Source organism: Rhodocyclus gracilis (genome assembly GCF_009617575.1).
GTDB lineage: Bacteria > Pseudomonadota > Gammaproteobacteria > Burkholderiales > Rhodocyclaceae > Rhodocyclus > Rhodocyclus gracilis.
Genome location: NZ_WIXJ01000011.1, coordinates 43,583 through 63,105, shown reverse-complemented (window position 1 = coordinate 63,105; position 19,523 = coordinate 43,583). Strand labels below are relative to the sequence as shown.

Genomic DNA, 19,523 nt, shown 5'->3' with positions numbered 1-19,523 from the left:
GGCGCTGGTACGGAGTGGCGCCGCCCCGCCATTCAGAATTCTCACCCCGGACGGAGTGAAAGATGAAAGCACTGCTGGATCTGTTCAAACAGGTAACCCAGGAAGAAGAATTCGACGCGATCACCATCGGTCTCGCGTCGCCCGAAAAAATTCGTTCGTGGTCGTACGGCGAAGTCAAAAAGCCGGAAACGATCAACTACCGCACCTTCAAGCCGGAGCGTGACGGCTTGTTCTGCGCCAAGATCTTTGGCCCGATCAAGGACTACGAGTGCCTGTGCGGCAAGTACAAGCGCCTGAAGCATCGCGGCGTCATCTGCGAAAAATGCGGCGTCGAAGTGACGCTGGCGAAAGTGCGTCGTGAGCGCATGGCGCACATCGAACTGGCTTCGCCGGTCGCCCACATCTGGTTCCTGAAGAGCCTGCCGAGCCGTCTTGGCATGGTGCTCGACATGACCCTACGCGATATCGAGCGCGTGCTCTACTTCGAAGCCTTCGTCGTTTGCGAGCCGGGCATGACGCCGCTGACGCGCGCCCAGCTTCTGACCGAAGACGACTACCTCGCCAAGGTTGAAGAGTACGGCGATGATTTCCACGCCGCCATGGGCGCCGAAGGCATCCGTGAGCTGTTGCGTTCGCTCGACGTCGATAACGAAGTCGAACACCTGCGCAGCGAGCTGGAAACCACGACGTCGGAAACGAAGAACAAGAAGCTCGCCAAGCGCCTGAAAATCCTCGAAGGCTTCCAGAAGTCCGGCATCAAGCCGGAATGGATGGTGCTCGAAGTGCTGCCCGTGCTGCCGCCGGACCTGCGTCCGTTGGTGCCGCTCGACGGCGGGCGTTTCGCCACGTCCGACCTGAACGATCTCTACCGTCGCGTCATCAACCGCAACAACCGTCTGAAGCGTCTTCTCGAGCTGAAAGCGCCGGACATCATCGTGCGCAACGAAAAGCGCATGCTGCAGGAAGCTGTCGACTCGCTGCTCGACAACGGTCGTCGCGGCAAGGCGATGACGGGCGCCAACAAGCGTCCGCTGAAGTCGCTTGCCGACATGATCAAGGGCAAGGGCGGCCGTTTCCGTCAGAACCTGCTCGGTAAGCGCGTCGACTACTCGGGCCGTTCGGTCATCGTCGTCGGTCCGCAACTGAAGCTGCACCAGTGCGGTCTGCCGAAGTTGATGGCGCTCGAACTGTTCAAGCCCTTCATCTTCAACCGCCTCGAAATCATGGGCCTGGCAACGACCATCAAGCAGGCGAAGAAGATGGTCGAAGTCGAGGAGCCGGTGGTGTGGGACATCCTCGAAGAGGTGATCCGCGAACACCCGATCATGCTCAACCGCGCGCCGACGCTGCACCGTCTGGGTATCCAGGCGTTCGAGCCGGTGCTGATCGAAGGCAAGGCCATTCAGCTGCACCCGCTCGTCTGCGCGGCGTTCAACGCCGACTTCGACGGTGACCAGATGGCCGTCCACGTGCCGCTGTCGCTCGAAGCGCAGATGGAAGCGCGCACGCTGATGCTGGCGTCGAACAACGTGCTGTCGCCGGCTAACGGCGATCCGATCATCGTTCCGTCGCAGGATATCGTTCTCGGTCTGTACTACGCGACGCGTGAGCGTACCAACGCCAAGGGCGAAGGCATGATCCTGCGCGACATCGCCGAAGTCGAACGTGCCATCGGCGCCGGCGAACTCGACCTGCTTGCCCGCGTCTCCGTGCGTATTCGTGAATACGTCCGTGACGGTGAAAACGGCTGGGCGGAGAAGTTCACGCGCTATTCGACGACCGCCGGCCGTGCGCTGCTTTCCGAGATCCTGCCGAAGGGGCTCCCTTTCAGCGTGCTCGACAAGCCGCTGAAGAAGAAGGAAATCTCCAAGCTCATCAACATCGCCTTCCGCCGCTGCGGTCTGAAGGAAACGGTCGTCTTCGCCGACCAGTTGATGCAGAACGGCTACCGTCTGGCGACGCGTGCCGGTATCTCCTTCTGCTCGGACGACATGCGCGTTCCGCCGCAGAAGCACGAGATCATCGCCGCCGCTGAAGCGGAGGTGAAGGAGATCGAGAGCCAGTACACCAACGGTCTCGTCACCTTCGGCGAACGCTACAACAAGGTCGTCGATATCTGGGGTCGCGCCGGTGACCAGGTTGCCAAGGTCATGATGGAGCAGCTCGGCAAGGAAGAAGTCATCGACCGCCACGGCGCTCTCGTCAAGCAGGAATCGTTCAACTCGATCTACATGATGGCCGACTCGGGCGCGCGGGGTTCTGCGGCGCAGATTCGTCAGCTGGCCGGTATGCGCGGCCTGATGGCGAAGCCGGACGGCTCGATCATCGAGACGCCGATTACGACGAACTTCCGTGAAGGCCTGAACGTTCTCCAGTACTTCATCTCGACGCACGGTGCGCGTAAGGGCCTGGCCGATACGGCGCTGAAGACGGCGAACTCCGGTTACCTGACGCGGCGTCTGGTCGACGTGACGCAGGATCTCGTCGTCACCGAGGAAGATTGCGGCACCGAAAACGGTGTGACGATGAAAGCCATCGTTGAGGGCGGTGAAGTCATCGAAGCCCTGCGCGATCGCGTGCTCGGGCGTGTGGCCGCCATCGATGTGGTGAACCCCGAAGGCGGCGAAACCGTCATCGAGGCTGGCACGTTGATCGACGAGGATCTGTGCGACCTGATCGACAAGGTCGGTGTCGATGAAGTCAAGGTGCGCACGCCGCTCACCTGCGACACGCGCTACGGCCTGTGCGCCAAGTGCTACGGTCGCGACCTCGGGCGTGGTTCCTCGGTCAACGTCGGTGAGGCAGTCGGCGTTATCGCCGCACAGTCGATCGGCGAGCCGGGTACCCAGCTGACGATGCGTACGTTCCACGTCGGTGGTGCCGCTTCGCGGGCAGCGGTGGCGACGCAGGTCGAAACGAAGAGCGCCGGTGTGGTGCGCTTCAATACGGCGATGCGCTACGTCACCAACCCGAAGGCGGAGAAGATCGTCATCACCCGTTCGGGCGAGGTGATCATTACCGACGACAACGGTCGTGAGCGCGAACGCCACAAGATGCCGTACGGCGCGACCCTGCAAGTGGCAGACGGCCAGTCGATCAAGGCCGGTACCCGTCTGGCTACGTGGGACCCGCACACGCGTCCGATCATCGTTGAATACGCCGGTTTCATCCGCTTCGAGAACGTCGAAGAGGGGGTCACCGTCGCCAAGCAGATCGATGAAGTGACGGGCCTGTCGACGCTGGTCGTCATTGATCCGAAGCGCGGCGGCAAGGCGCAGACGAAGGGCTTGCGTCCGCAGGTGCGTCTGCTCGATGCCAATGGCGAAGAGGTCAAGGCGCATGGCACGGATCACGCCGTGACCATCACCTTCCAGGTTGGCGCCATCATCAACGTGGCTGACGGTCAGCAAGTCGCCATCGGTGATGTTCTGGCCCGTCTGCCGCAAGAATCCGCGAAGACGCGCGACATTACCGGCGGTCTGCCGCGGGTGGCCGAGCTCTTCGAAGCGCGCACGCCGAAGGATGCGGGCGTGCTGGCGGAGTACACCGGTGCCGTGTCGTTCGGTAAGGACACCAAGGGCAAGCAGCGCCTGATCATCACCGATCTGGAAGGCATTGCCCACGAGTACCTGATTCCGAAGGACAAGCACGTTCTGGTGCACGACGGCCAGATCGTCAACAAGGGCGAGTCGATTGTGGACGGCGAGCCGGATCCGCATGACATCCTGCGTCTGCAAGGTGTCGAGGCGCTGGCGATGTACATCACCGACGAAGTGCAGGACGTCTATCGTCTGCAAGGCGTGAAGATCAACGATAAGCACATCGAAGTGATCGTCCGTCAGATGCTCCGTCGCGTCGTGATCGTTGATCCGGGTGATACCCGCTTCATCAAGAGCGAACAGGTGGAACGTGCCGACGTGCTTGACGAGAACGACCGCATGGTTGCCGAAGGCAAGCTGCCGGCCACGTTCGAATACGTTCTGCTCGGTATCACCAAGGCGTCGCTGTCGACCGATTCGTTCATCTCGGCGGCTTCGTTCCAGGAAACCACGCGCGTTCTTACCGAAGCCGCCATCATGGGCAAGCGGGACGAACTTCGTGGCCTCAAGGAAAACGTCATCGTCGGCCGTCTTATCCCGGCGGGTACGGGCCTTGCCTATCACACGGCGCGCAAGAAAAAGGCGCTGGGTGAAGACATCGCGGGCGGCGCAGCACTTATCGCCGCCGAAATCGAAGCCGTTTTCCCGGAAAGCGCCAAGGCAGTTGAGGCCACTCCGGATTCGGAGCTTGGTTGACTCGCGACTTGATTAACCATAGAATCGCCGGTCTTTAGTGGTGGAGTAACCTGTCACATCTCCGCCAATGACTGGATAATCGCCAAGGCGGCCTCGTGTCCGCCTTGGTTTTTTGCAGCGTTACCGCGGCGCGTTTGTGTGCTGCGACCGTGATTGGAAAGAAATTATGCCGACCATTAACCAACTCGTACGCAAGCCGCGTACCCATGTGCGCGCCAAGAGCAAGGTGCCGGCGCTGGAAAACTGCCCGCAGAAGCGTGGCGTCTGCACGCGCGTCTACACGACGACGCCGAAGAAGCCGAACTCCGCGCTGCGTAAAGTGTGCAAGGTTCGCCTGACCAACGGTTTCGAGGTCATCTCGTACATCGGCGGTGAAGGCCACAATCTGCAGGAGCACTCGGTGGTGCTGATTCGCGGCGGCCGGGTAAAGGACTTGCCGGGTGTGCGTTACCACACTGTTCGTGGCTCGCTGGATACCCAGGGCGTCAAGGATCGTAAGCAGTCGCGTTCGAAGTACGGCGCCAAGCGTCCGAAGGCCGCGTAAGCGTTGCCTTAGTAAGTGGCTGCTCAGATGGGTGGCCGAGAGGGGCGCAATCCGTTGTCCCTCAACTGAATATATTTAAGAGAGAAAGCTATGCCTCGTCGTCGTGAAGTACCCAAGCGCGATATCCTGCCCGATCCCAAGTTCGGCAGCGTCGATGTTTCCAAATTCGTCAACACCATCATGATGAGCGGCAAAAAGTCGGTCGCCGAGCGCATCGTGTATGGCGCGTTTGATGTCATCACCGCCAAGGGCGGCAAGGATCCGCTGGAAGTGTTCGCGACCGCGATCGGCAACGTCAAGCCGCTGGTCGAAGTGAAGAGCCGCCGCGTCGGTGGCGCCAACTACCAGGTGCCGGTTGAAGTGCGCCCCAATCGTCGTATGGCGCTCGCCATGCGCTGGCTGCGCGAAGCTGCCCGCAAACGTTCCGAGAAATCCATGGGGCAACGCTTGGCGGCTGAGATGCTCGAAGCGGCTGAAAACCGTGGTGGCGCTGTCAAGAAGCGCGATGAAATCCACCGGATGGCTGAAGCCAACAAGGCTTTTGCGCATTACCGCTTCTAATGCCCGTCTGACGACTTTTTAAAGTAAAGGTTACCCACGTGGCACGTAAAACCCCTATTGAGCGCTACCGCAATATCGGTATCAGCGCGCACATCGACGCCGGCAAAACGACGACGACCGAGCGCATCCTCTTCTATACCGGCGTCAATCACAAGATTGGCGAAGTTCACGATGGCGCGGCCACGATGGACTGGATGGAGCAGGAGCAGGAGCGCGGCATCACCATCACCTCGGCGGCAACGACCTGCTTCTGGAAGGGCATGGATCTGTCCTTCCCGGAGCACCGCTTCAACATCATCGACACCCCGGGGCACGTCGATTTCACCATTGAAGTCGAGCGTTCGATGCGCGTGCTCGACGGCGCCTGCATGGTTTACTGTGCGGTCGGTGGCGTGCAGCCGCAGTCCGAGACGGTGTGGCGTCAGGCGACCAAGTACAAGGTGCCGCGTCTGGCCTTTGTGAACAAGATGGACCGTCAGGGGGCCAACTTCTTCAAGGTCGTCGAGCAGATGAAGACGCGCCTGAAGGCGAACCCGGTGCCGATCGTGATTCCGATCGGCGCTGAGGAAAACTTCGTCGGCGTGGTCGATCTGTTGAAGATGAAGTCGATCATCTGGGACGAAGCCTCCCAAGGCATGAAGTTCAACTACGGCGATATTCCTGCCGATCTGGTCGACGTCGCGAACACGTGGCGCGAACAGATGGTTGAGGCAGCTGCCGAAGCGTCCGAAGAGCTGATGAACGAGTACCTAGAGAACGGTGAGCTCTCCGAGGAGCAGATCATTGCTGGTCTGCGTCAGCGCACGATCGCCTGCGAAATCCAGCCGATGCTGTGCGGTTCAGCGTTCAAGAACAAGGGCGTGCAGCGCATGCTGGACGCGGTGATCCAGTTGCTGCCGTCGCCGGTTGATATTCCGGACGTTGAAGGCGAGAAGGAAAACGGTGAGCACGATACGCGTCCGGCGGCTGACGATGCGAAGTTCTCTGCGTTGGCGTTCAAGCTGATGAGCGACCCGTACGTCGGTCAGCTGACCTTCGTGCGCGTTTATTCCGGCGTTCTGGCCTCCGGCGACACGATCTACAACCCGATCAAGGGGCGTAAGGAGCGTATCGGTCGTGTGCTGCAGATGCACGCGAACAACCGCGTCGAAATCAAGGAAATTCTGGCGGGCGACATCGCCGCGTGCGTTGGTCTGAAGGAAGTGACGACGGGCGAAACGCTGTGTGATCCGGACGCGCCGATCATTCTTGAGCGTATGGAATTCCCCGAGCCGGTGATTCACGTTGCCGTCGAGCCGAAGACCAAGCAAGACCAGGAAAAGATGGGTATCGCGCTGAATCGTCTGGCGCAGGAAGATCCGTCGTTCCGCGTCCGTACCGACGAGGAGTCCGGTCAGACCATCATCTCCGGCATGGGCGAGTTGCACCTTGAAATCATCGTCGACCGCATGAAGCGTGAGTTCGGTGTCGAGGCCAATGTGGGTGCGCCGCAAGTGGCGTACCGCGAATGCATCAAGAAGGCTGTCGAGCAAGAAGGCAAGTTCGTCAAGCAGTCTGGTGGTCGCGGCCAGTTCGGTCACGTCTGGCTCAAGATCGAGCCGAACGAGGCCGGCAAAGGCTACGAGTTCGTCGACGCGATCAAGGGCGGCGTGGTGCCGCGCGAGTTCATCCCCGCGGTCGACAAGGGCCTCCAGGATGCGGTCACGAGCGGCGTGCTTGCCGGCTTCCCCGTGGTCGATGTCAAGTTCACGCTGTTCGACGGTTCGTACCACGATGTGGACTCGAACGAAAACGCGTTCCGCATGGCTGCCTCGATGGCTTTCAAGGAAGGTATGCGCAAAGCGCAGCCGACCCTGCTCGAGCCGATGATGGCCGTCGAAGTCGAAACTCCGGAAGACTATATGGGCAACGTGATGGGCGACCTCTCCGGCCGTCGTGGCATGGTGCAAGGCATGGACGACCTGCCCGGAGGCATGAAGGCGGTTCGCGCCGAAGTGCCGCTGGCCGAAATGTTCGGCTACTCGACGCAACTGCGCTCGCTGACGCAAGGCCGCGCTACGTACTCGATGGAGTTCAAGCATTACGCTGAAGCTCCGAAGAACGTGGCCGAAGCCATCATTAACAAGAAGTGATTAACGGTATTCAAGGAAACGCAAATGGCTAAGGGAAAGTTCGAACGTACGAAGCCGCACGTGAATGTGGGGACGATTGGTCACGTTGACCATGGCAAGACGACGCTGACGGCGGCGATCACGACGATCCTGTCGAAGAAGTTTGGCGGTGAAGCGAAGGCGTACGACCAGATCGACGCGGCGCCGGAAGAGAAGGCGCGCGGCATCACCATCAACACTGCGCACGTTGAATACGAAACCGCGACGCGTCACTACGCCCACGTTGACTGCCCGGGGCACGCGGACTACGTCAAGAACATGATCACCGGTGCCGCCCAGATGGACGGCGCCATCCTCGTCTGTTCCGCCGCTGACGGCCCCATGCCGCAAACGCGCGAACACATCCTGCTCGCCCGTCAGGTCGGTGTGCCGTACATCATCGTCTTCCTGAACAAGTGCGACATGGTGGACGACGCCGAGCTGCTCGAGCTCGTCGAAATGGAAGTTCGCGAACTCCTCTCGAAGTACGACTTCCCGGGTGACGACATCCCGATCATTCACGGCTCCGCCCTGAAGGCCCTCGAAGGCGACCAAAGCGAAATCGGCGAAGCCGCCATCTTCCGTCTGGCCGACGCCCTCGACAGCTACATCCCGACGCCGGAACGCGCCATCGACAAGCCCTTCCTGTTGCCGATCGAAGACGTCTTCTCGATCTCCGGCCGCGGCACCGTGGTAACGGGCCGTCTCGAACGCGGCATCGTCAAGGTCGGCGAAGAAATCGAAATCGTCGGCATCAAGGCCACCGTCAAGACCACCTGCACGGGCGTTGAAATGTTCCGCAAGCTGCTCGACCAAGGTCAGGCTGGCGACAACGTCGGCGTGCTGCTGCGCGGTACCAAGCGTGAGGACGTCGAACGCGGCCAGGTGCTGGCCAAGCCGGGTTCCATCACGCCGCACACCCACTTCACGGGTGAAGTGTACGTGCTGTCGAAGGACGAAGGGGGTCGTCACACCCCGTTCTTCAACAACTACCGTCCGCAGTTCTACTTCCGCACGACCGACGTGACCGGTGCCATCGCGCTGCCGGAAGGTGTTGAGATGGTCATGCCGGGCGACAACGTGTCGATCACCGTCAAGCTGATCGCTCCGATCGCCATGGAAGACGGTCTGCGCTTCGCCATCCGCGAAGGCGGCCGTACCGTCGGCGCCGGCGTCGTGGCTAAAATCATCGAGTAATTTTTCTCACCGAAGGCGCGCCTCTCTTGGGCGCGCCTTTCTGCTCTTTGGAAAGAAAACATGCAAAGCCAGAAAATCCGCATTCGCCTCAAGGCCTTCGACTATCGCCTCATCGACCAGTCGGCTCTCGAGATCGTTGAAACGGCGAAGCGCACGGGCGCGGTTGTCCGTGGGCCGGTTCCGCTGCCGACGCGTATCGAGCGCTTCGATGTGCTGCGTTCCCCTCACGTCAACAAGACCTCGCGCGATCAGTTCGAAATTCGCACCCATTTGCGTTTGATGGACATCATCGAGCCGACCGACAAGACGGTTGATGCGCTGATGAAGCTGGATCTCCCGGCGGGCGTTGACGTCGAGATCAAGTTGCAGTAGTTGCTTGAAGTGGGAAGCTAACGTCGATATAATCGGCGGTTTTCGCCGGGTGGCACTGCAAGTGCTGCCCGATTTTTGACTTGCATCGTTGCCGGCCAATCGTAGCCGGCGCGAGGAGAATAAATATGAGTCTAGGCCTTGTTGGGCGCAAGGTCGGCATGACGCGCATTTTTACCGATGACGGTGCTTCCGTCCCGGTAACCGTGCTCGACGTGTCGAACAATCGCGTGACCCAAGTGAAGACGCCTGAAGTGGACGGCTATGCTGCCGTCCAAGTGGCTTTCGGCGCGCGTCGCGCGTCGCGTGTTGTGAAGGCGGCCGCTGGACATTTCGCCAAGGCGGGTGTCGAAGCGGGTAGCGTTCTCAAAGAATTCCCGGTTGCACTTGCTGATCTGGCTACGCTTAAGGCGGGCGACACGATCAGCGTGACCATCTTTGCTGTCGGCCAAAAGGTTGACGTGTCGGGTCAGACGATCGGTAAGGGCTTTGCGGGTGGCATCAAGCGCCACCACTTCAGCTCGCAACGTGCTTCGCACGGTAACTCGGTTTCGCACAATGCGCCGGGCTCGATCGGTATGGCGCAAGATCCGGGTCGCGTTTTCCCGGGTAAGCGCATGGCCGGCCACCTCGGTGATGCGAAGCGGACGCAGCAAAACCTCGAGGTCGTGCGTGTCGATGTCGAGCGTCAATTGCTGTTGGTCAAGGGCGCTGTCCCTGGCTCTAAGGGTTCGGACGTGGTCGTTCGTCCGGCAGTGAAGGCGGGGGCATAATGGAACTGAAAGTCATTAACGAGCAGGGCCAAGAGGCGAGCCGTCTCGCCGCGTCCGACGTTCTGTTTGGCCGCGAGTACAACGAGGCGCTGATTCACCAGGTCGTCGTTGCGTATCAAGCGAATGCCCGCAGTGGTAACCGCGCGCAGAAGGATCGCGAGCAGGTTAGCCACACCACGCATAAGCCTTGGGGTCAAAAGGGTACGGGTCGTGCCCGTTCCGGTATGTCGTCCTCGCCGCTGTGGCGTGGGGGCGGTCGTACCTTCCCGAATTCTCCCGAAGAAAACTTCACGCAGAAGCTGAACAAGAAGATGTATCGAGCCGGTATGGCGTCGATCCTTTCGCAGCTGGCGCGTGATGATCGTCTGGCTGTGGTCGATGGCATCGCCGTCGAAGCGCCGAAGACAAAGCTCTTCGCACAAAAGATCAAGGGCATGGGTTACGACTCGGTGCTCGTCATCACCGACACGCTCGATGAGAACGTGTTCCTTGCTTCGCGCAATCTGCCGAACGTGCTCGTGATCGAAGTCAATGAGGCTGATCCCGTGTCGCTCGTCCGTTTCCCGAAGGTGCTGATGACTAAGGCTGCTGTTGCCAAGTTTGAGGAGATTCTGGGATGAACCAAGAACGTCTGTTGCAGGTGCTGCTGGCACCCCAGATTTCGGAGAAAGCGACGTGGGTGGCCGAGAAGCGCGAGCAAGTGATTTTCCGCGTGGCCACCGATGCGACCAAGCCGGAAGTCAAGGCTGCCGTTGAGTTGCTCTTCAAGGTCGAAGTCGAGGCTGTGCAGATCGCCAACGTCAAGGGTAAGCAAAAGCGTTTCGGCCGTTTCAACGGTCGTCGCAAGGGCTGGAAGAAGGCTTTCGTTTGCCTGAAGCCGGGTCAAGAGATCAATTTTGTGGAAGGGGGGGCAGCGTAAATGGCTCTCGTCAAAGTCAAGCCGACCTCTCCCGGGCGTCGTGCCGTTGTCAAGGTCGTTAATCCCGACCTGCACAAGGGTCGCCCGCACGCCGCGCTCGTCGAGGCGCAGTCGAAGAAGGCCGGTCGTAACAACAACGGTCGTATCACGACGCGTCACCAGGGCGGTGGCCACAAGCAACACTATCGTGTCGTGGATTTTCGTCGCACCAAGGACGGTATTCCGGCAACGGTTGAACGGATCGAATACGATCCTAACCGCAGTGCGAATATCGCCCTCCTGTGCTACGCCGATGGTGAGCGTCGTTACATCATCGCTCCGAAGGGCTTGGTGGTCGGTCAGCAACTGCTGAGCGGCTCCGAGGCGCCGATCAAGGCCGGTAATACGCTGCCGATCCGCAACATCCCGGTCGGTACCACTATCCACTGCATTGAGATGATTCCGGGCAAGGGCGCGCAGTTGGCTCGTGCCGCCGGTGCCTCGGTTCAGTTGCTGGCGCGCGAAGGGGTTTACGCTCAGCTGCGCCTGCGTTCCGGTGAAATCCGCCGTGTGCACGTCGAGTGCCGCGCGACGGTTGGCGAAGTGGGTAACGAAGAACACAGCCTGCGTTCCATCGGTAAGGCCGGTGCGAACCGCTGGCGTGGCATCCGTCCGACCGTTCGCGGCGTTGCCATGAACCCGGTGGATCACCCCCACGGCGGTGGTGAAGGTCGTACGGCTGCCGGTATGAATCCGGTCAGTCCTTGGGGCGTCAAGACTAAGGGCTATCGTACTCGCCGCAACAAGCGCACGAACTCGATGATCGTGCAGCGCCGTCACAAACGCTAAGGGGTAGGGAACCATGGGACGTTCAGTTAAAAAAGGCCCGTTTGTCGATGCGCACCTGCTCAAGAAAATTGATGCCGTGCGTCTGACTAAAGACAAGCGTCCGATCAAGACCTGGTCGCGTCGTTCGACTGTTCTGCCTGACTTTGTTGGGCTGACGATCGCTGTCCATAACGGCAAGCAGCACATTCCGGTGTATGTCACCGAAAATATGGTCGGCCACAAGCTGGGTGAGTTTTCCTTGACGCGTACCTTCAAGGGACATACCGCCGGCAAGAAGGCGAAGAGGTAAGGGGATGGATATGGAAACTCGTGCTGTGTTGCGCGGCGTTCGTTTGTCTGACCAGAAAGGGCGCCTCGTCGCCGATCAGATTCGCGGTCTGCCGGTGGATAAGGCCCTCAACATTCTGGCGTTCAGCCCGAAAAAGGGTGCCGGGATCATCAAGAAGGTGTTGGAATCGGCGATCGCAAATGCCGAACACAACGACGGTGCTGACATTGATGAGCTTAAGGTCAAGACCATCTACGTGGAAAAGGGGGCGGTGCTCAAGCGTTTCACCGCCCGCGCCAAGGGTCGTGGCAATCGCATCGTCAAGCCCACGTGCCACATCTATCTGACCGTCGGGAACTGAGGAAGACAAATGGGACAGAAGATTCATCCGACCGGTTTCCGCCTGGCAGTTAGCCGGGATTGGTCGTCGCGTTGGTATGCCAATAGCCAGAATTTCGCGGGCATGCTCAATGAAGATATCAAGGTACGTGAATACCTCAAGAAGAAGCTGAAGCACGCGTCCGTCGGCCGTGTGCTGATCGAGCGTCCGGCCAAGAACGCGCGTGTGACGGTTTTCTCGGCTCGTCCGGGCGTCGTCATCGGCAAGAAGGGCGAGGACATCGATCAGTTGCGTACGGATCTGCAGCGCATCCTCGGCGTTCCGGTTCACGTGACGATCGAAGAAATCCGCAAGCCGGAACTCGACGCCCAACTGATTGCCGACTCGATCGCACAGCAGCTGGAAAAGCGGATCATGTTCCGCCGTGCGATGAAGCGTGCCATGCAAAACGCAATGCGTCTGGGCGCCCAGGGTATCAAAATCATGAGCTCCGGTCGTCTCAATGGCGCCGAAATCGCTCGTCGCGAGTGGTACCGCGAAGGCCGCGTGCCGCTGCACACGCTGCGTGCGGACATCGATTACGCGACGTCCGAAGCCGAAACGACCTACGGCATTATCGGTATCAAGGTCTGGGTGTTCAAGGGCGAGATTCTGAATCGCGCCGACGCTCTGGCTGCTGCTCCGGAGAGCGACGATGCTGCTCGCAAGGCGCGCCGTGGTGTGCGTCCGGCTGGCCGTGATGGCGAGGCTGCGGATCGTCCGCGTACGCGTGCGGTGAAGCCGCGTGCCGATGGCGCCCCTGAGGCGGTCAAGACTGAAGGTGCCGATGGCGAAGCCAAGGCTCCCGCGAAACGAGTGAGAAAGGCAGGAACGAAAGATGCTGCAGCCAGCTAGAAGGAAGTACCGCAAGGAGCAGAAGGGCCGTAACACCGGCCTCGCGACTCGCGGCGCCAAGGTGAGCTTCGGCGAGTTCGGGCTCAAGGCCACCGGGCGTGGGCGCCTGACGGCGCGTCAGATCGAAGCGGCGCGCCGCGCGATGACGCGTCACATCAAGCGGGGTGGGCGTATCTGGATCCGTGTGTTCCCGGATAAACCCATTTCGAAGAAGCCGGCGGAAGTCCGGATGGGTAACGGTAAAGGTAACCCCGAGTACTACGTTGCCGAAATCCAGCCCGGCAAGGTGCTTTATGAGATGGACGGTGTTGACGAGGCGCTGGCCCGCGAGGCGTTTGCCTTGGCAGCCGCCAAGCTGCCGATCTCGACGACCTTCGTCACGCGCATGGTGGGATGAAAATGAAAGCCAGTGAACTCAAAACGAAAAGTGTGGACGAGCTGAATGCGGAGTTGCTTGGTCTGCTGAAGGCGCAGTTCGGCCTGCGCGTCCAGGTTGCGACTCAGCAGATTTCCAACACCAGCCAGCTTGGCAAGGTTCGTCGCGACATCGCACGTGTGCGTACCATTCTCCGTGAAAAGGCGGTGCAGCAATGAGCGAAACGACTCCTATCAAGCGTACGCTGGTTGGGCGTGTGGTCAGCGACAAGATGGATAAGACCGTCACCGTCCTGATTGAACGCCGCGTTCAGCATCCGATGTACGACAAGATCATCGTTCGTGCGAGCAAGTACCACGCGCACAACGAGAACAACGAAGCGAAGACGGGCGATCTGGTGCAGATCGAGGAAACCCGTCCTCTCTCGAAGACCAAGGCGTGGAAGGTTTCGCGTCTGCTGGAAAAAGCGTCCGTAATTTAACGCTTTGCAATTCTCCTTGGGGCGGGTATACTCTCGCCTCTTCGTCGCTCGGCCGCCCTTGGCCGAGCGTATCTCCCGCACGGGTTCCAAGACTGACCGCGAATCGGCGGGATAAGTTGGAGTAAAAAATGATTCAGATGCAGACGGTACTGGACGTCGCCGACAACACCGGCGCGCGTTCGGTCATGTGTATTAAGGTGCTTGGCGGTTCCAAGCGCCGTTACGCGGCCATTGGTGACATCATCAAGGTCAGCATCAAGGACGCAGCCCCTCGTGCTCGCGTTAAAAAGGGCGATGTTTATAGCGCCGTGGTGGTTCGTACCGCCAAGGGCGTTCGTCGTCCCGATGGTTCCCTGGTCAAGTTCGACAACAATGCGGCGGTGCTCCTGAATTCCAAGCTGGAGCCGATCGGCACGCGTATCTTCGGGCCGGTTACGCGTGAGTTGCGTACCGAGCGCTTCATGAAGATTGTGTCGCTCGCGCCCGAAGTGCTGTGAGGGTGTGGCTATGAACAAGATTCGTAAAGGCGACGAAGTCATCGTCATCGCCGGCAAAGACAAGGGCAAGCGTGGTTCAGTATTGGCCTGGAGTGGCGAAGAGTCGCTCGTGGTTGATGGCATCAATCGCGCCAAAAAGCACGTCAAGCCGAACCCGGTGAAGGGTGTGCAGGGTGGCATCGTCGATAAGAACATGCCGATCCATGTTTCCAACGTGGCAGTGTTCAACCCGGCGACGGGCAAGGCTGACCGCGTTGGGTTCAAGGTGCTTGAAGATGGCGCGAAGGTTCGTGTCTTCAAGTCGACTGGCGAAGTGGTAGGGGGCTGAGGCGATCATGGCGCGTTTGCAGGATTACTATAAATCGACCGTTGCGCCGAGCTTGACCGAGAAGTTCGGTTACAAGTCCGTGATGGAAGTCCCGCGCATCACCAAGATCACCCTGAATATGGGCGTCGGTGAGGCTGTGGCTGACAAGAAGGTGCTCGAGAACGCCGTTGGCGACATGACGAAGATCGCTGGGCAAAAGCCCGTGGTCACGAAGTCGCGCAAGTCGATCGCCGGTTTCAAGATTCGCGAGGGCTATCCCATCGGCTGCATGGTGACGTTGCGCGGCCCGCGGATGTACGAATTCCTGGATCGTCTGGTGACGATCGCATTGCCGCGGGTGCGAGATTTCCGTGGGGTTTCCGGTAAGGGTTTTGATGGCCAAGGCAATTACAACATGGGCGTCAAAGAGCAGATCATTTTTCCGGAAATCGAATACGACAAGATCGACGCGCTGCGTGGTATGAACATCAGTGTTACCACGACCGCCAAGACCGACGAAGAAGCGCGTGCACTGCTGGGCGCCTTCAAATTCCCGTTCAAGAACTGAGGCGAACATGGCGAAACTTGCATTGATCAACCGCGATCTCAAGCGGCGCAAGATGGTCGAAAAATATGCCAAAAAGCGTGCTGAATTGACGGCGATCATTAATGACCAGTCGCGTTCGGAAGAAGAGCGCTTCGCGGCCCGCTTGGAAATTCAGGCATTCCCGCGTGACGCCAGCCCGGTTCGTCTGCGTAATCGTTGCCAGCTTACGGGTCGTCCGCGTGGCGTTTACCGCAAGTTCGGTCTGGGACGCAGCAAGCTGCGTGAGTTTGTCATGCTCGGCCAAGTGCCCGGCGTGACCAAGGCCAGCTGGTAAGCAGGAGATAAGACATGAGTATGAGTGATCCGATCAGCGATATGCTGACCCGCATCCGTAATGCCCAGATGGCGGAAAAGGCGACGGTTGCTATGCCCGCTTCCAAAATCAAGAAGGCGATTGCGAAGGTGCTGCAGGACGAAGGCTACATCGACGAATTCACGGTTCGTGAGAACGACGGCAAGCCGCAGCTGGAAATTGGCCTGAAGTACTATGCTGGCCGTCCGGTTATCGAACGCATCGAGCGCGTCTCGCGTCCTGGTCTGCGTGTTTACCGCGGCGCTGACGATATTCCGCGTGTGATGAATGGTCTTGGTGTGGCGATTGTGTCGACGCCCCAAGGTGTCATGACTGATCGCAAGGCCCGCGCTAGTCGCGTTGGCGGCGAAGTCCTCTGCATCGTGGCGTAAGGGGGGGAACATGTCTCGCGTTGCTAAGAACCCCATCGCCCTGCCGCAAGGCGTTACGGCCAAGATTTCCGCGGAGAAGATTTCCGTTGCCGGTCCACTCGGTGCGCTCGATTTTGCCGCTAATTCCGCGGTCAACGTGGTGCTCGAAGATGGTCATCTGCTGTGCCGCCCGGTTGAAGGTGCGGCGAATGCGGACGCGCTCTCCGGTACGGTGCGCGCCATCGTCGCCAACATGGTGACGGGCGTAAGCCAAGGCTTCTCGCGCAAGCTGACGCTGGTTGGCGTCGGTTACCGTGCGCAAGCCCAGGGCGAAACGCTCAATTTGACGCTCGGCTTCTCCCATCCCGTCGCGCACAAGATGCCGGCCGGTATCAAGGTTGAGACGCCGACGCAGACGGAAATCATCGTCAAGGGCGTCGATAAGCAGCTCGTTGGTCAGGTGGCGGCTGAAATCCGCGCCTATCGCAAGCCGGAGCCCTATAAGGGCAAGGGCGTGCGTTATGCCGACGAAGTGATCATCCTCAAGGAAACGAAAAAGAAGTAAGGGTGCTTAAATGATTGACAAGAAACAGGCAAGGTTGCGCCGTGCCCGCAAAACCCGGGCAAAAATCGCCGAGCTGAAGTCAGTGCGCTTGTCGGTGCATCGCACCAACGGCCATATCTACGCACAAGTGATTTCGTCCTGCGGCAGCAAGACGCTGGCGTCTGCATCGTCGCTCGAGCCGGAAATTCGCAAGGATCTGCCCAACGGCGGCAATGTGAGTGCGGCTGTCGTGGTCGGTAAGTTGATCGCTGAGCGTGCTATCAAGGCCGGCATTTCCGCCGTGGCCTTCGATCGTGCCGGCTTTCAGTACCACGGACGCGTCAAGGCGCTGGCGGAAGCCGCGCGTGAAGCCGGCCTCAAGTTCTAAGCGGCCCGGAATAAGGAACGGAGTAAGCAATGGCTAAACCGCAAAGCAGGAAACCGCAGCAGGCCGACGAGCGTGATGATGGCATGCGCGAAAAGATGGTGTCGATCAACCGCGTCACGAAAGTGGTCAAGGGCGGTCGTATCCTGGGCTTCGCTGCACTGACCGTCGTTGGTGATGGTGATGGTGGCGTCGGCATGGGCAAGGGCAAGTCGCGCGAAGTGCCGGTTGCCGTGCAAAAGGCTATGGAAGAGGCACGTCGCAAGCTGGTGAAGATCAGCCTGAAGAACGGCACCTTGCATCACACGGTGTTTGGGCGCCATGGCGCGTCGACCGTGATGATCCAGCCGGCACCGGATGGTACGGGCGTGATCGCCGGCGGCGCAATGCGCGCTGTGTTCGATGTGGTTGGCGTGACCAACGTCGTCGCGAAGGCGCACGGCTCCACCAATCCTTACAACATCGTTCGCGCCACGATCAATGGCCTGAAGTCGATGAGCACGCCGTCGGAAATCGCCGCCAAGCGTGGTAAGACGGTTGCCGAGATCACGGGGTAAATCATGTCCGAGAAGAAAATCAAGGTCACGCTCGTGAAGAGCCTGATCGGTACCAAGCAGTCGCATCGCGCCACCGTGCGCGGCCTCGGCCTGCGTCGTCTTAACAGTTCTTCGGAGTTGCAGGACACGCCGGCGGTTCGTGGCATGATCAACAAGGTCTCCTACCTGCTGAAGTGCGAGGGTTAAGATGAAACTGAACACGATTCAGCCGGCCGAAGGGTCGAAGAAGGAACGTCGCCGCGTTGGTCGCGGCATCGGCTCCGGCTTGGGCAAGACCTGCGGACGCGGTCACAAGGGTCAAAAGTCCCGCGCTGGCGGCTTCCACAAGGTCGGCTTCGAAGGCGGTCAAATGCCGCTGCAACGTCGTCTGCCGAAGCGCGGCTTTGTTTCGCTGACGAACGCTCGCAACGTTGAAGTGCGTCTGTCCGAAATCAACGATCTGCCGTTCGACGAAGTCGATCTGCTGGCGTTGAAGCAAGCCAACCTCGTCGCTCAGCATGCGCTGTCGGCCAAGGTCGTGCTGTCGGGTGAGATTTCTCGCAAGGTCACGCTCAAGGGCGTTGGCGCGACGAAGGGTGCGCGCGCGGCGATTGAAGCCGCTGGCGGCTCCGTCGCTGAGTAAGCGGGCAGGGTGAAGGGTTTTGGCAACTAACTCCGGCGCGGTGAACAAAAGCGGAAAGTTTGGCGATCTGAAGCGCCGACTGTGGTTTCTGCTGGGGGCGCTGATCGTCTATCGGATCGGTGCGCACATTCCGGTGCCTGGCATTGATCCGCAGGCGCTGAGCGAGCTGTTCAGTCGGCAACAGGGCGGCATCCTGGGCATGTTCAACATGTTCTCGGGTGGCGCTTTGTCCCGCTTTACGATTTTCGCGCTGGGGATCATGCCTTACATCTCCGCCTCCATCATCATGCAGTTGATGACGGTGGCGAGCCCGACGCTTGAGGCATTGAAGAAAGAGGGCGAGGCCGGTCGCCGCAAGATTACGCAGTACACCCGCTACGGCACAGTGTTTCTTGCGTTGTTCCAGGGTATCGGCATCGCCATCGCGCTGGAATCGCAGCCGGGTCTAGTGATTGAGCCGGGCTTGATGTTCCGCCTGATCGCGGTGACGACGCTGCTTACCGGGACTATGTTCCTCATGTGGCTCGGCGAGCAGATCACCGAGCGCGGTATTGGTAACGGCATCTCGATAATCATCTTCGCCGGTATCGCCGCGGGTCTGCCGAATGCAATCGGCGGCCTGCTCGAGTTGGTGCGGACCGGTGCGATGCACCCGCTGACGGCGATCGTGGTCACCCTACTGGTTGGTCTGGTGACGGCATTCGTTGTGTTCGTCGAACGTGGCCAGCGCAAGATTCTGGTGAATTACGCCAAGCGTCAGGTGGGTAACAAGGTTTACGGTGGACAGAGCTCGCATCTGCCGCTGAAGTTGAATATGTCGGGCGTCATCCCGCCGATCTTCGCTTCGTCGATCATTCTCTTTCCGGCGACGATCGCTGGCTGGTTTGGATCGAGCGAGTCGATGCACTGGCTTAAGGATTTCGCCGGTACCTTGTCGCCAGGTCAGCCGATCTACGTGATGATGTATGCGGCAGCCATCGTGTTCTTTTGCTTCTTCTACACGGCGCTTGTTTTCAACGCGAAGGAAACCGCCGAGAACCTGAAGAAGAGTGGCGCGTTCGTACCGGGTATCCGTCCGGGCGAACAGACCGCGCGTTACATCGACAAGATACTCATGCGCTTGACGCTGGTGGGTGCTGCCTACATCACGCTTGTGTGTCTGCTTCCGGAGTTCCTGATTTTGAAGTGGAACGTACCGTTCTACTTCGGGGGAACTTCACTCTTGATCATCGTGGTCGTGACGATGGACTTCATGGCGCAGGTGCAGGCTTACGTCATGTCTCACCAGTACGAGGGGTTGTTGAAGAAAGCAAACTTCAAGGGCCCCGGATTTACGGCGAAATAGG

At 59.7% G+C, this 19,523-nt stretch carries 27 protein-coding genes; all 27 read left to right on the top strand.

The genetic code is table 11. The features are described from left to right. Positions 1-62 precede the first annotated feature (62 nt). The 27 genes from rpoC to secY all read left to right on the top strand — a co-directional run bounded on the left by rpoC (position 63) and on the right by secY (position 19,522). Positions 63-4,295, top strand: coding sequence for a DNA-directed RNA polymerase subunit beta' (rpoC, locus tag GHK24_RS12155; protein WP_153473150.1), 4,233 nt, complete (start codon positions 63-65; stop codon positions 4,293-4,295). A gap of 166 nt (positions 4,296-4,461) precedes the next feature. Continuing rightward, complete coding sequence (rpsL, locus tag GHK24_RS12150) at positions 4,462-4,839, top strand: 30S ribosomal protein S12 (RefSeq protein ID WP_153473149.1); 378 nt, start codon at positions 4,462-4,464, stop codon at positions 4,837-4,839. 90 nt (positions 4,840-4,929) lie between these two features. Beyond that, on the top strand, positions 4,930-5,400 hold the full coding sequence (gene rpsG / locus GHK24_RS12145; protein ID WP_153473148.1) for a 30S ribosomal protein S7: 471 nt from the start codon (positions 4,930-4,932) through the stop codon (positions 5,398-5,400). A 38-nt stretch (positions 5,401-5,438) separates the two neighbouring features. Beyond that, a complete protein-coding gene (fusA, locus tag GHK24_RS12140; protein ID WP_167681041.1) occupies positions 5,439-7,532 on the top strand; it encodes an elongation factor G in 2,094 nt (697 codons plus the stop codon). Between the two features lie 24 nt (positions 7,533-7,556). Further along, a complete protein-coding gene (tuf, locus tag GHK24_RS12135) occupies positions 7,557-8,747 on the top strand; it encodes an elongation factor Tu (RefSeq protein ID WP_153473147.1) in 1,191 nt (396 codons plus the stop codon). Positions 8,748-8,807: 60 nt separating this feature from the next. After that, positions 8,808-9,119 carry a 30S ribosomal protein S10 gene (rpsJ, locus tag GHK24_RS12130; protein ID WP_153473146.1) on the top strand — a complete coding sequence of 104 codons (312 nt, stop codon included), beginning with the start codon at positions 8,808-8,810 and terminating at the stop codon, positions 9,117-9,119. A gap of 125 nt (positions 9,120-9,244) precedes the next feature. Continuing rightward, on the top strand, positions 9,245-9,889 hold the full coding sequence (rplC, locus tag GHK24_RS12125) for a 50S ribosomal protein L3 (protein WP_153473145.1): 645 nt from the start codon (positions 9,245-9,247) through the stop codon (positions 9,887-9,889). Next, positions 9,889-10,509, top strand: coding sequence for a 50S ribosomal protein L4 (gene rplD, locus GHK24_RS12120; protein ID WP_153473144.1), 621 nt, complete (start codon positions 9,889-9,891; stop codon positions 10,507-10,509). Before rplC ends, rplD begins: the two co-directional genes overlap by 1 nt. After that, positions 10,506-10,808 carry a 50S ribosomal protein L23 gene (rplW, locus tag GHK24_RS12115; RefSeq protein ID WP_153473143.1) on the top strand — a complete coding sequence of 101 codons (303 nt, stop codon included), beginning with the start codon at positions 10,506-10,508 and terminating at the stop codon, positions 10,806-10,808. Before rplD ends, rplW begins: the two co-directional genes overlap by 4 nt. Continuing rightward, the gene (gene rplB / locus GHK24_RS12110) at positions 10,809-11,636 is read left to right on the top strand and encodes a 50S ribosomal protein L2 (RefSeq protein ID WP_153473142.1); all 828 of its coding nucleotides are present in this window, start codon (positions 10,809-10,811) and stop codon (positions 11,634-11,636) included. 13 nt (positions 11,637-11,649) lie between these two features. Continuing rightward, entirely contained in the window at positions 11,650-11,925 is a 276-nt protein-coding gene (gene rpsS / locus GHK24_RS12105) for a 30S ribosomal protein S19 (protein WP_153473141.1), read from the top strand. 10 nt (positions 11,926-11,935) lie between these two features. Beyond that, positions 11,936-12,265: a 50S ribosomal protein L22 gene (gene rplV, locus GHK24_RS12100; protein WP_153473162.1), complete on the top strand. Its 330-nt coding sequence runs from the start codon at positions 11,936-11,938 to the stop codon at positions 12,263-12,265. Positions 12,266-12,274: 9 nt separating this feature from the next. Further along, positions 12,275-13,138, top strand: coding sequence for a 30S ribosomal protein S3 (gene rpsC / locus GHK24_RS12095; RefSeq protein ID WP_153473140.1), 864 nt, complete (start codon positions 12,275-12,277; stop codon positions 13,136-13,138). After that, complete coding sequence (rplP, locus tag GHK24_RS12090) at positions 13,122-13,535, top strand: 50S ribosomal protein L16 (protein WP_153473139.1); 414 nt, start codon at positions 13,122-13,124, stop codon at positions 13,533-13,535. The genes rpsC and rplP overlap by 17 nt, the downstream gene beginning before the upstream one ends. A gap of 2 nt (positions 13,536-13,537) precedes the next feature. Next, entirely contained in the window at positions 13,538-13,732 is a 195-nt protein-coding gene (gene rpmC, locus GHK24_RS12085; RefSeq protein WP_153473161.1) for a 50S ribosomal protein L29, read from the top strand. Continuing rightward, positions 13,729-13,995, top strand: a complete 267-nt coding sequence (rpsQ, locus tag GHK24_RS12080) for a 30S ribosomal protein S17 (protein WP_153473138.1) — start codon at positions 13,729-13,731, stop codon at positions 13,993-13,995. Before rpmC ends, rpsQ begins: the two co-directional genes overlap by 4 nt. 128 nt (positions 13,996-14,123) lie before the next feature. After that, positions 14,124-14,492, top strand: a complete 369-nt coding sequence (rplN, locus tag GHK24_RS12075) for a 50S ribosomal protein L14 (RefSeq protein ID WP_153473137.1) — start codon at positions 14,124-14,126, stop codon at positions 14,490-14,492. 10 nt (positions 14,493-14,502) lie between these two features. Next, positions 14,503-14,820: a 50S ribosomal protein L24 gene (gene rplX, locus GHK24_RS12070; RefSeq protein WP_153473136.1), complete on the top strand. Its 318-nt coding sequence runs from the start codon at positions 14,503-14,505 to the stop codon at positions 14,818-14,820. 7 nt (positions 14,821-14,827) lie between these two features. Continuing rightward, positions 14,828-15,367: a 50S ribosomal protein L5 gene (gene rplE, locus GHK24_RS12065; protein WP_153473135.1), complete on the top strand. Its 540-nt coding sequence runs from the start codon at positions 14,828-14,830 to the stop codon at positions 15,365-15,367. A gap of 7 nt (positions 15,368-15,374) precedes the next feature. Then, the gene (rpsN, locus tag GHK24_RS12060) at positions 15,375-15,680 is read left to right on the top strand and encodes a 30S ribosomal protein S14 (RefSeq protein ID WP_153473134.1); all 306 of its coding nucleotides are present in this window, start codon (positions 15,375-15,377) and stop codon (positions 15,678-15,680) included. A 14-nt stretch (positions 15,681-15,694) separates the two neighbouring features. Beyond that, positions 15,695-16,090, top strand: coding sequence for a 30S ribosomal protein S8 (gene rpsH, locus GHK24_RS12055; protein WP_153473133.1), 396 nt, complete (start codon positions 15,695-15,697; stop codon positions 16,088-16,090). A gap of 10 nt (positions 16,091-16,100) precedes the next feature. After that, positions 16,101-16,634, top strand: coding sequence for a 50S ribosomal protein L6 (rplF, locus tag GHK24_RS12050; RefSeq protein WP_153473132.1), 534 nt, complete (start codon positions 16,101-16,103; stop codon positions 16,632-16,634). A 13-nt stretch (positions 16,635-16,647) separates the two neighbouring features. Further along, complete coding sequence (rplR, locus tag GHK24_RS12045; RefSeq protein WP_167681114.1) at positions 16,648-17,001, top strand: 50S ribosomal protein L18; 354 nt, start codon at positions 16,648-16,650, stop codon at positions 16,999-17,001. Between the two features lie 29 nt (positions 17,002-17,030). After that, a complete protein-coding gene (gene rpsE / locus GHK24_RS12040; RefSeq protein ID WP_153473130.1) occupies positions 17,031-17,555 on the top strand; it encodes a 30S ribosomal protein S5 in 525 nt (174 codons plus the stop codon). A gap of 3 nt (positions 17,556-17,558) precedes the next feature. Continuing rightward, positions 17,559-17,741, top strand: a complete 183-nt coding sequence (gene rpmD, locus GHK24_RS12035) for a 50S ribosomal protein L30 (RefSeq protein WP_153115104.1) — start codon at positions 17,559-17,561, stop codon at positions 17,739-17,741. A 1-nt stretch (position 17,742) separates the two neighbouring features. After that, positions 17,743-18,177, top strand: coding sequence for a 50S ribosomal protein L15 (gene rplO / locus GHK24_RS12030; RefSeq protein WP_153473129.1), 435 nt, complete (start codon positions 17,743-17,745; stop codon positions 18,175-18,177). Positions 18,178-18,196: 19 nt separating this feature from the next. Continuing rightward, entirely contained in the window at positions 18,197-19,522 is a 1,326-nt protein-coding gene (secY, locus tag GHK24_RS12025; RefSeq protein ID WP_153473128.1) for a preprotein translocase subunit SecY, read from the top strand. Position 19,523: the final 1 nt, after the last annotated feature.

Coding starts and splice junctions, on each gene's coding strand:
- rpoC (WP_153473150.1), top strand. CDS start 63: ATGAAAGCACTGCTGGATCTGTTCAAACAGGTAACCCAGGAAGAAGAA.
- rpsL (WP_153473149.1), top strand. CDS start 4,462: ATGCCGACCATTAACCAACTCGTACGCAAGCCGCGTACCCATGTGCGC.
- rpsG (WP_153473148.1), top strand. CDS start 4,930: ATGCCTCGTCGTCGTGAAGTACCCAAGCGCGATATCCTGCCCGATCCC.
- tuf (WP_153473147.1), top strand. CDS start 7,557: ATGGCTAAGGGAAAGTTCGAACGTACGAAGCCGCACGTGAATGTGGGG.
- rpsJ (WP_153473146.1), top strand. CDS start 8,808: ATGCAAAGCCAGAAAATCCGCATTCGCCTCAAGGCCTTCGACTATCGC.
- rplC (WP_153473145.1), top strand. CDS start 9,245: ATGAGTCTAGGCCTTGTTGGGCGCAAGGTCGGCATGACGCGCATTTTT.
- rplD (WP_153473144.1), top strand. CDS start 9,889: ATGGAACTGAAAGTCATTAACGAGCAGGGCCAAGAGGCGAGCCGTCTC.
- rplW (WP_153473143.1), top strand. CDS start 10,506: ATGAACCAAGAACGTCTGTTGCAGGTGCTGCTGGCACCCCAGATTTCG.
- rplB (WP_153473142.1), top strand. CDS start 10,809: ATGGCTCTCGTCAAAGTCAAGCCGACCTCTCCCGGGCGTCGTGCCGTT.
- rpsS (WP_153473141.1), top strand. CDS start 11,650: ATGGGACGTTCAGTTAAAAAAGGCCCGTTTGTCGATGCGCACCTGCTC.
- rplV (WP_153473162.1), top strand. CDS start 11,936: ATGGAAACTCGTGCTGTGTTGCGCGGCGTTCGTTTGTCTGACCAGAAA.
- rpsC (WP_153473140.1), top strand. CDS start 12,275: ATGGGACAGAAGATTCATCCGACCGGTTTCCGCCTGGCAGTTAGCCGG.
- rplP (WP_153473139.1), top strand. CDS start 13,122: ATGCTGCAGCCAGCTAGAAGGAAGTACCGCAAGGAGCAGAAGGGCCGT.
- rpmC (WP_153473161.1), top strand. CDS start 13,538: ATGAAAGCCAGTGAACTCAAAACGAAAAGTGTGGACGAGCTGAATGCG.
- rpsQ (WP_153473138.1), top strand. CDS start 13,729: ATGAGCGAAACGACTCCTATCAAGCGTACGCTGGTTGGGCGTGTGGTC.
- rplN (WP_153473137.1), top strand. CDS start 14,124: ATGATTCAGATGCAGACGGTACTGGACGTCGCCGACAACACCGGCGCG.
- rplX (WP_153473136.1), top strand. CDS start 14,503: ATGAACAAGATTCGTAAAGGCGACGAAGTCATCGTCATCGCCGGCAAA.
- rplE (WP_153473135.1), top strand. CDS start 14,828: ATGGCGCGTTTGCAGGATTACTATAAATCGACCGTTGCGCCGAGCTTG.
- rpsN (WP_153473134.1), top strand. CDS start 15,375: ATGGCGAAACTTGCATTGATCAACCGCGATCTCAAGCGGCGCAAGATG.
- rpsH (WP_153473133.1), top strand. CDS start 15,695: ATGAGTATGAGTGATCCGATCAGCGATATGCTGACCCGCATCCGTAAT.
- rplF (WP_153473132.1), top strand. CDS start 16,101: ATGTCTCGCGTTGCTAAGAACCCCATCGCCCTGCCGCAAGGCGTTACG.
- rpsE (WP_153473130.1), top strand. CDS start 17,031: ATGGCTAAACCGCAAAGCAGGAAACCGCAGCAGGCCGACGAGCGTGAT.
- rpmD (WP_153115104.1), top strand. CDS start 17,559: ATGTCCGAGAAGAAAATCAAGGTCACGCTCGTGAAGAGCCTGATCGGT.
- rplO (WP_153473129.1), top strand. CDS start 17,743: ATGAAACTGAACACGATTCAGCCGGCCGAAGGGTCGAAGAAGGAACGT.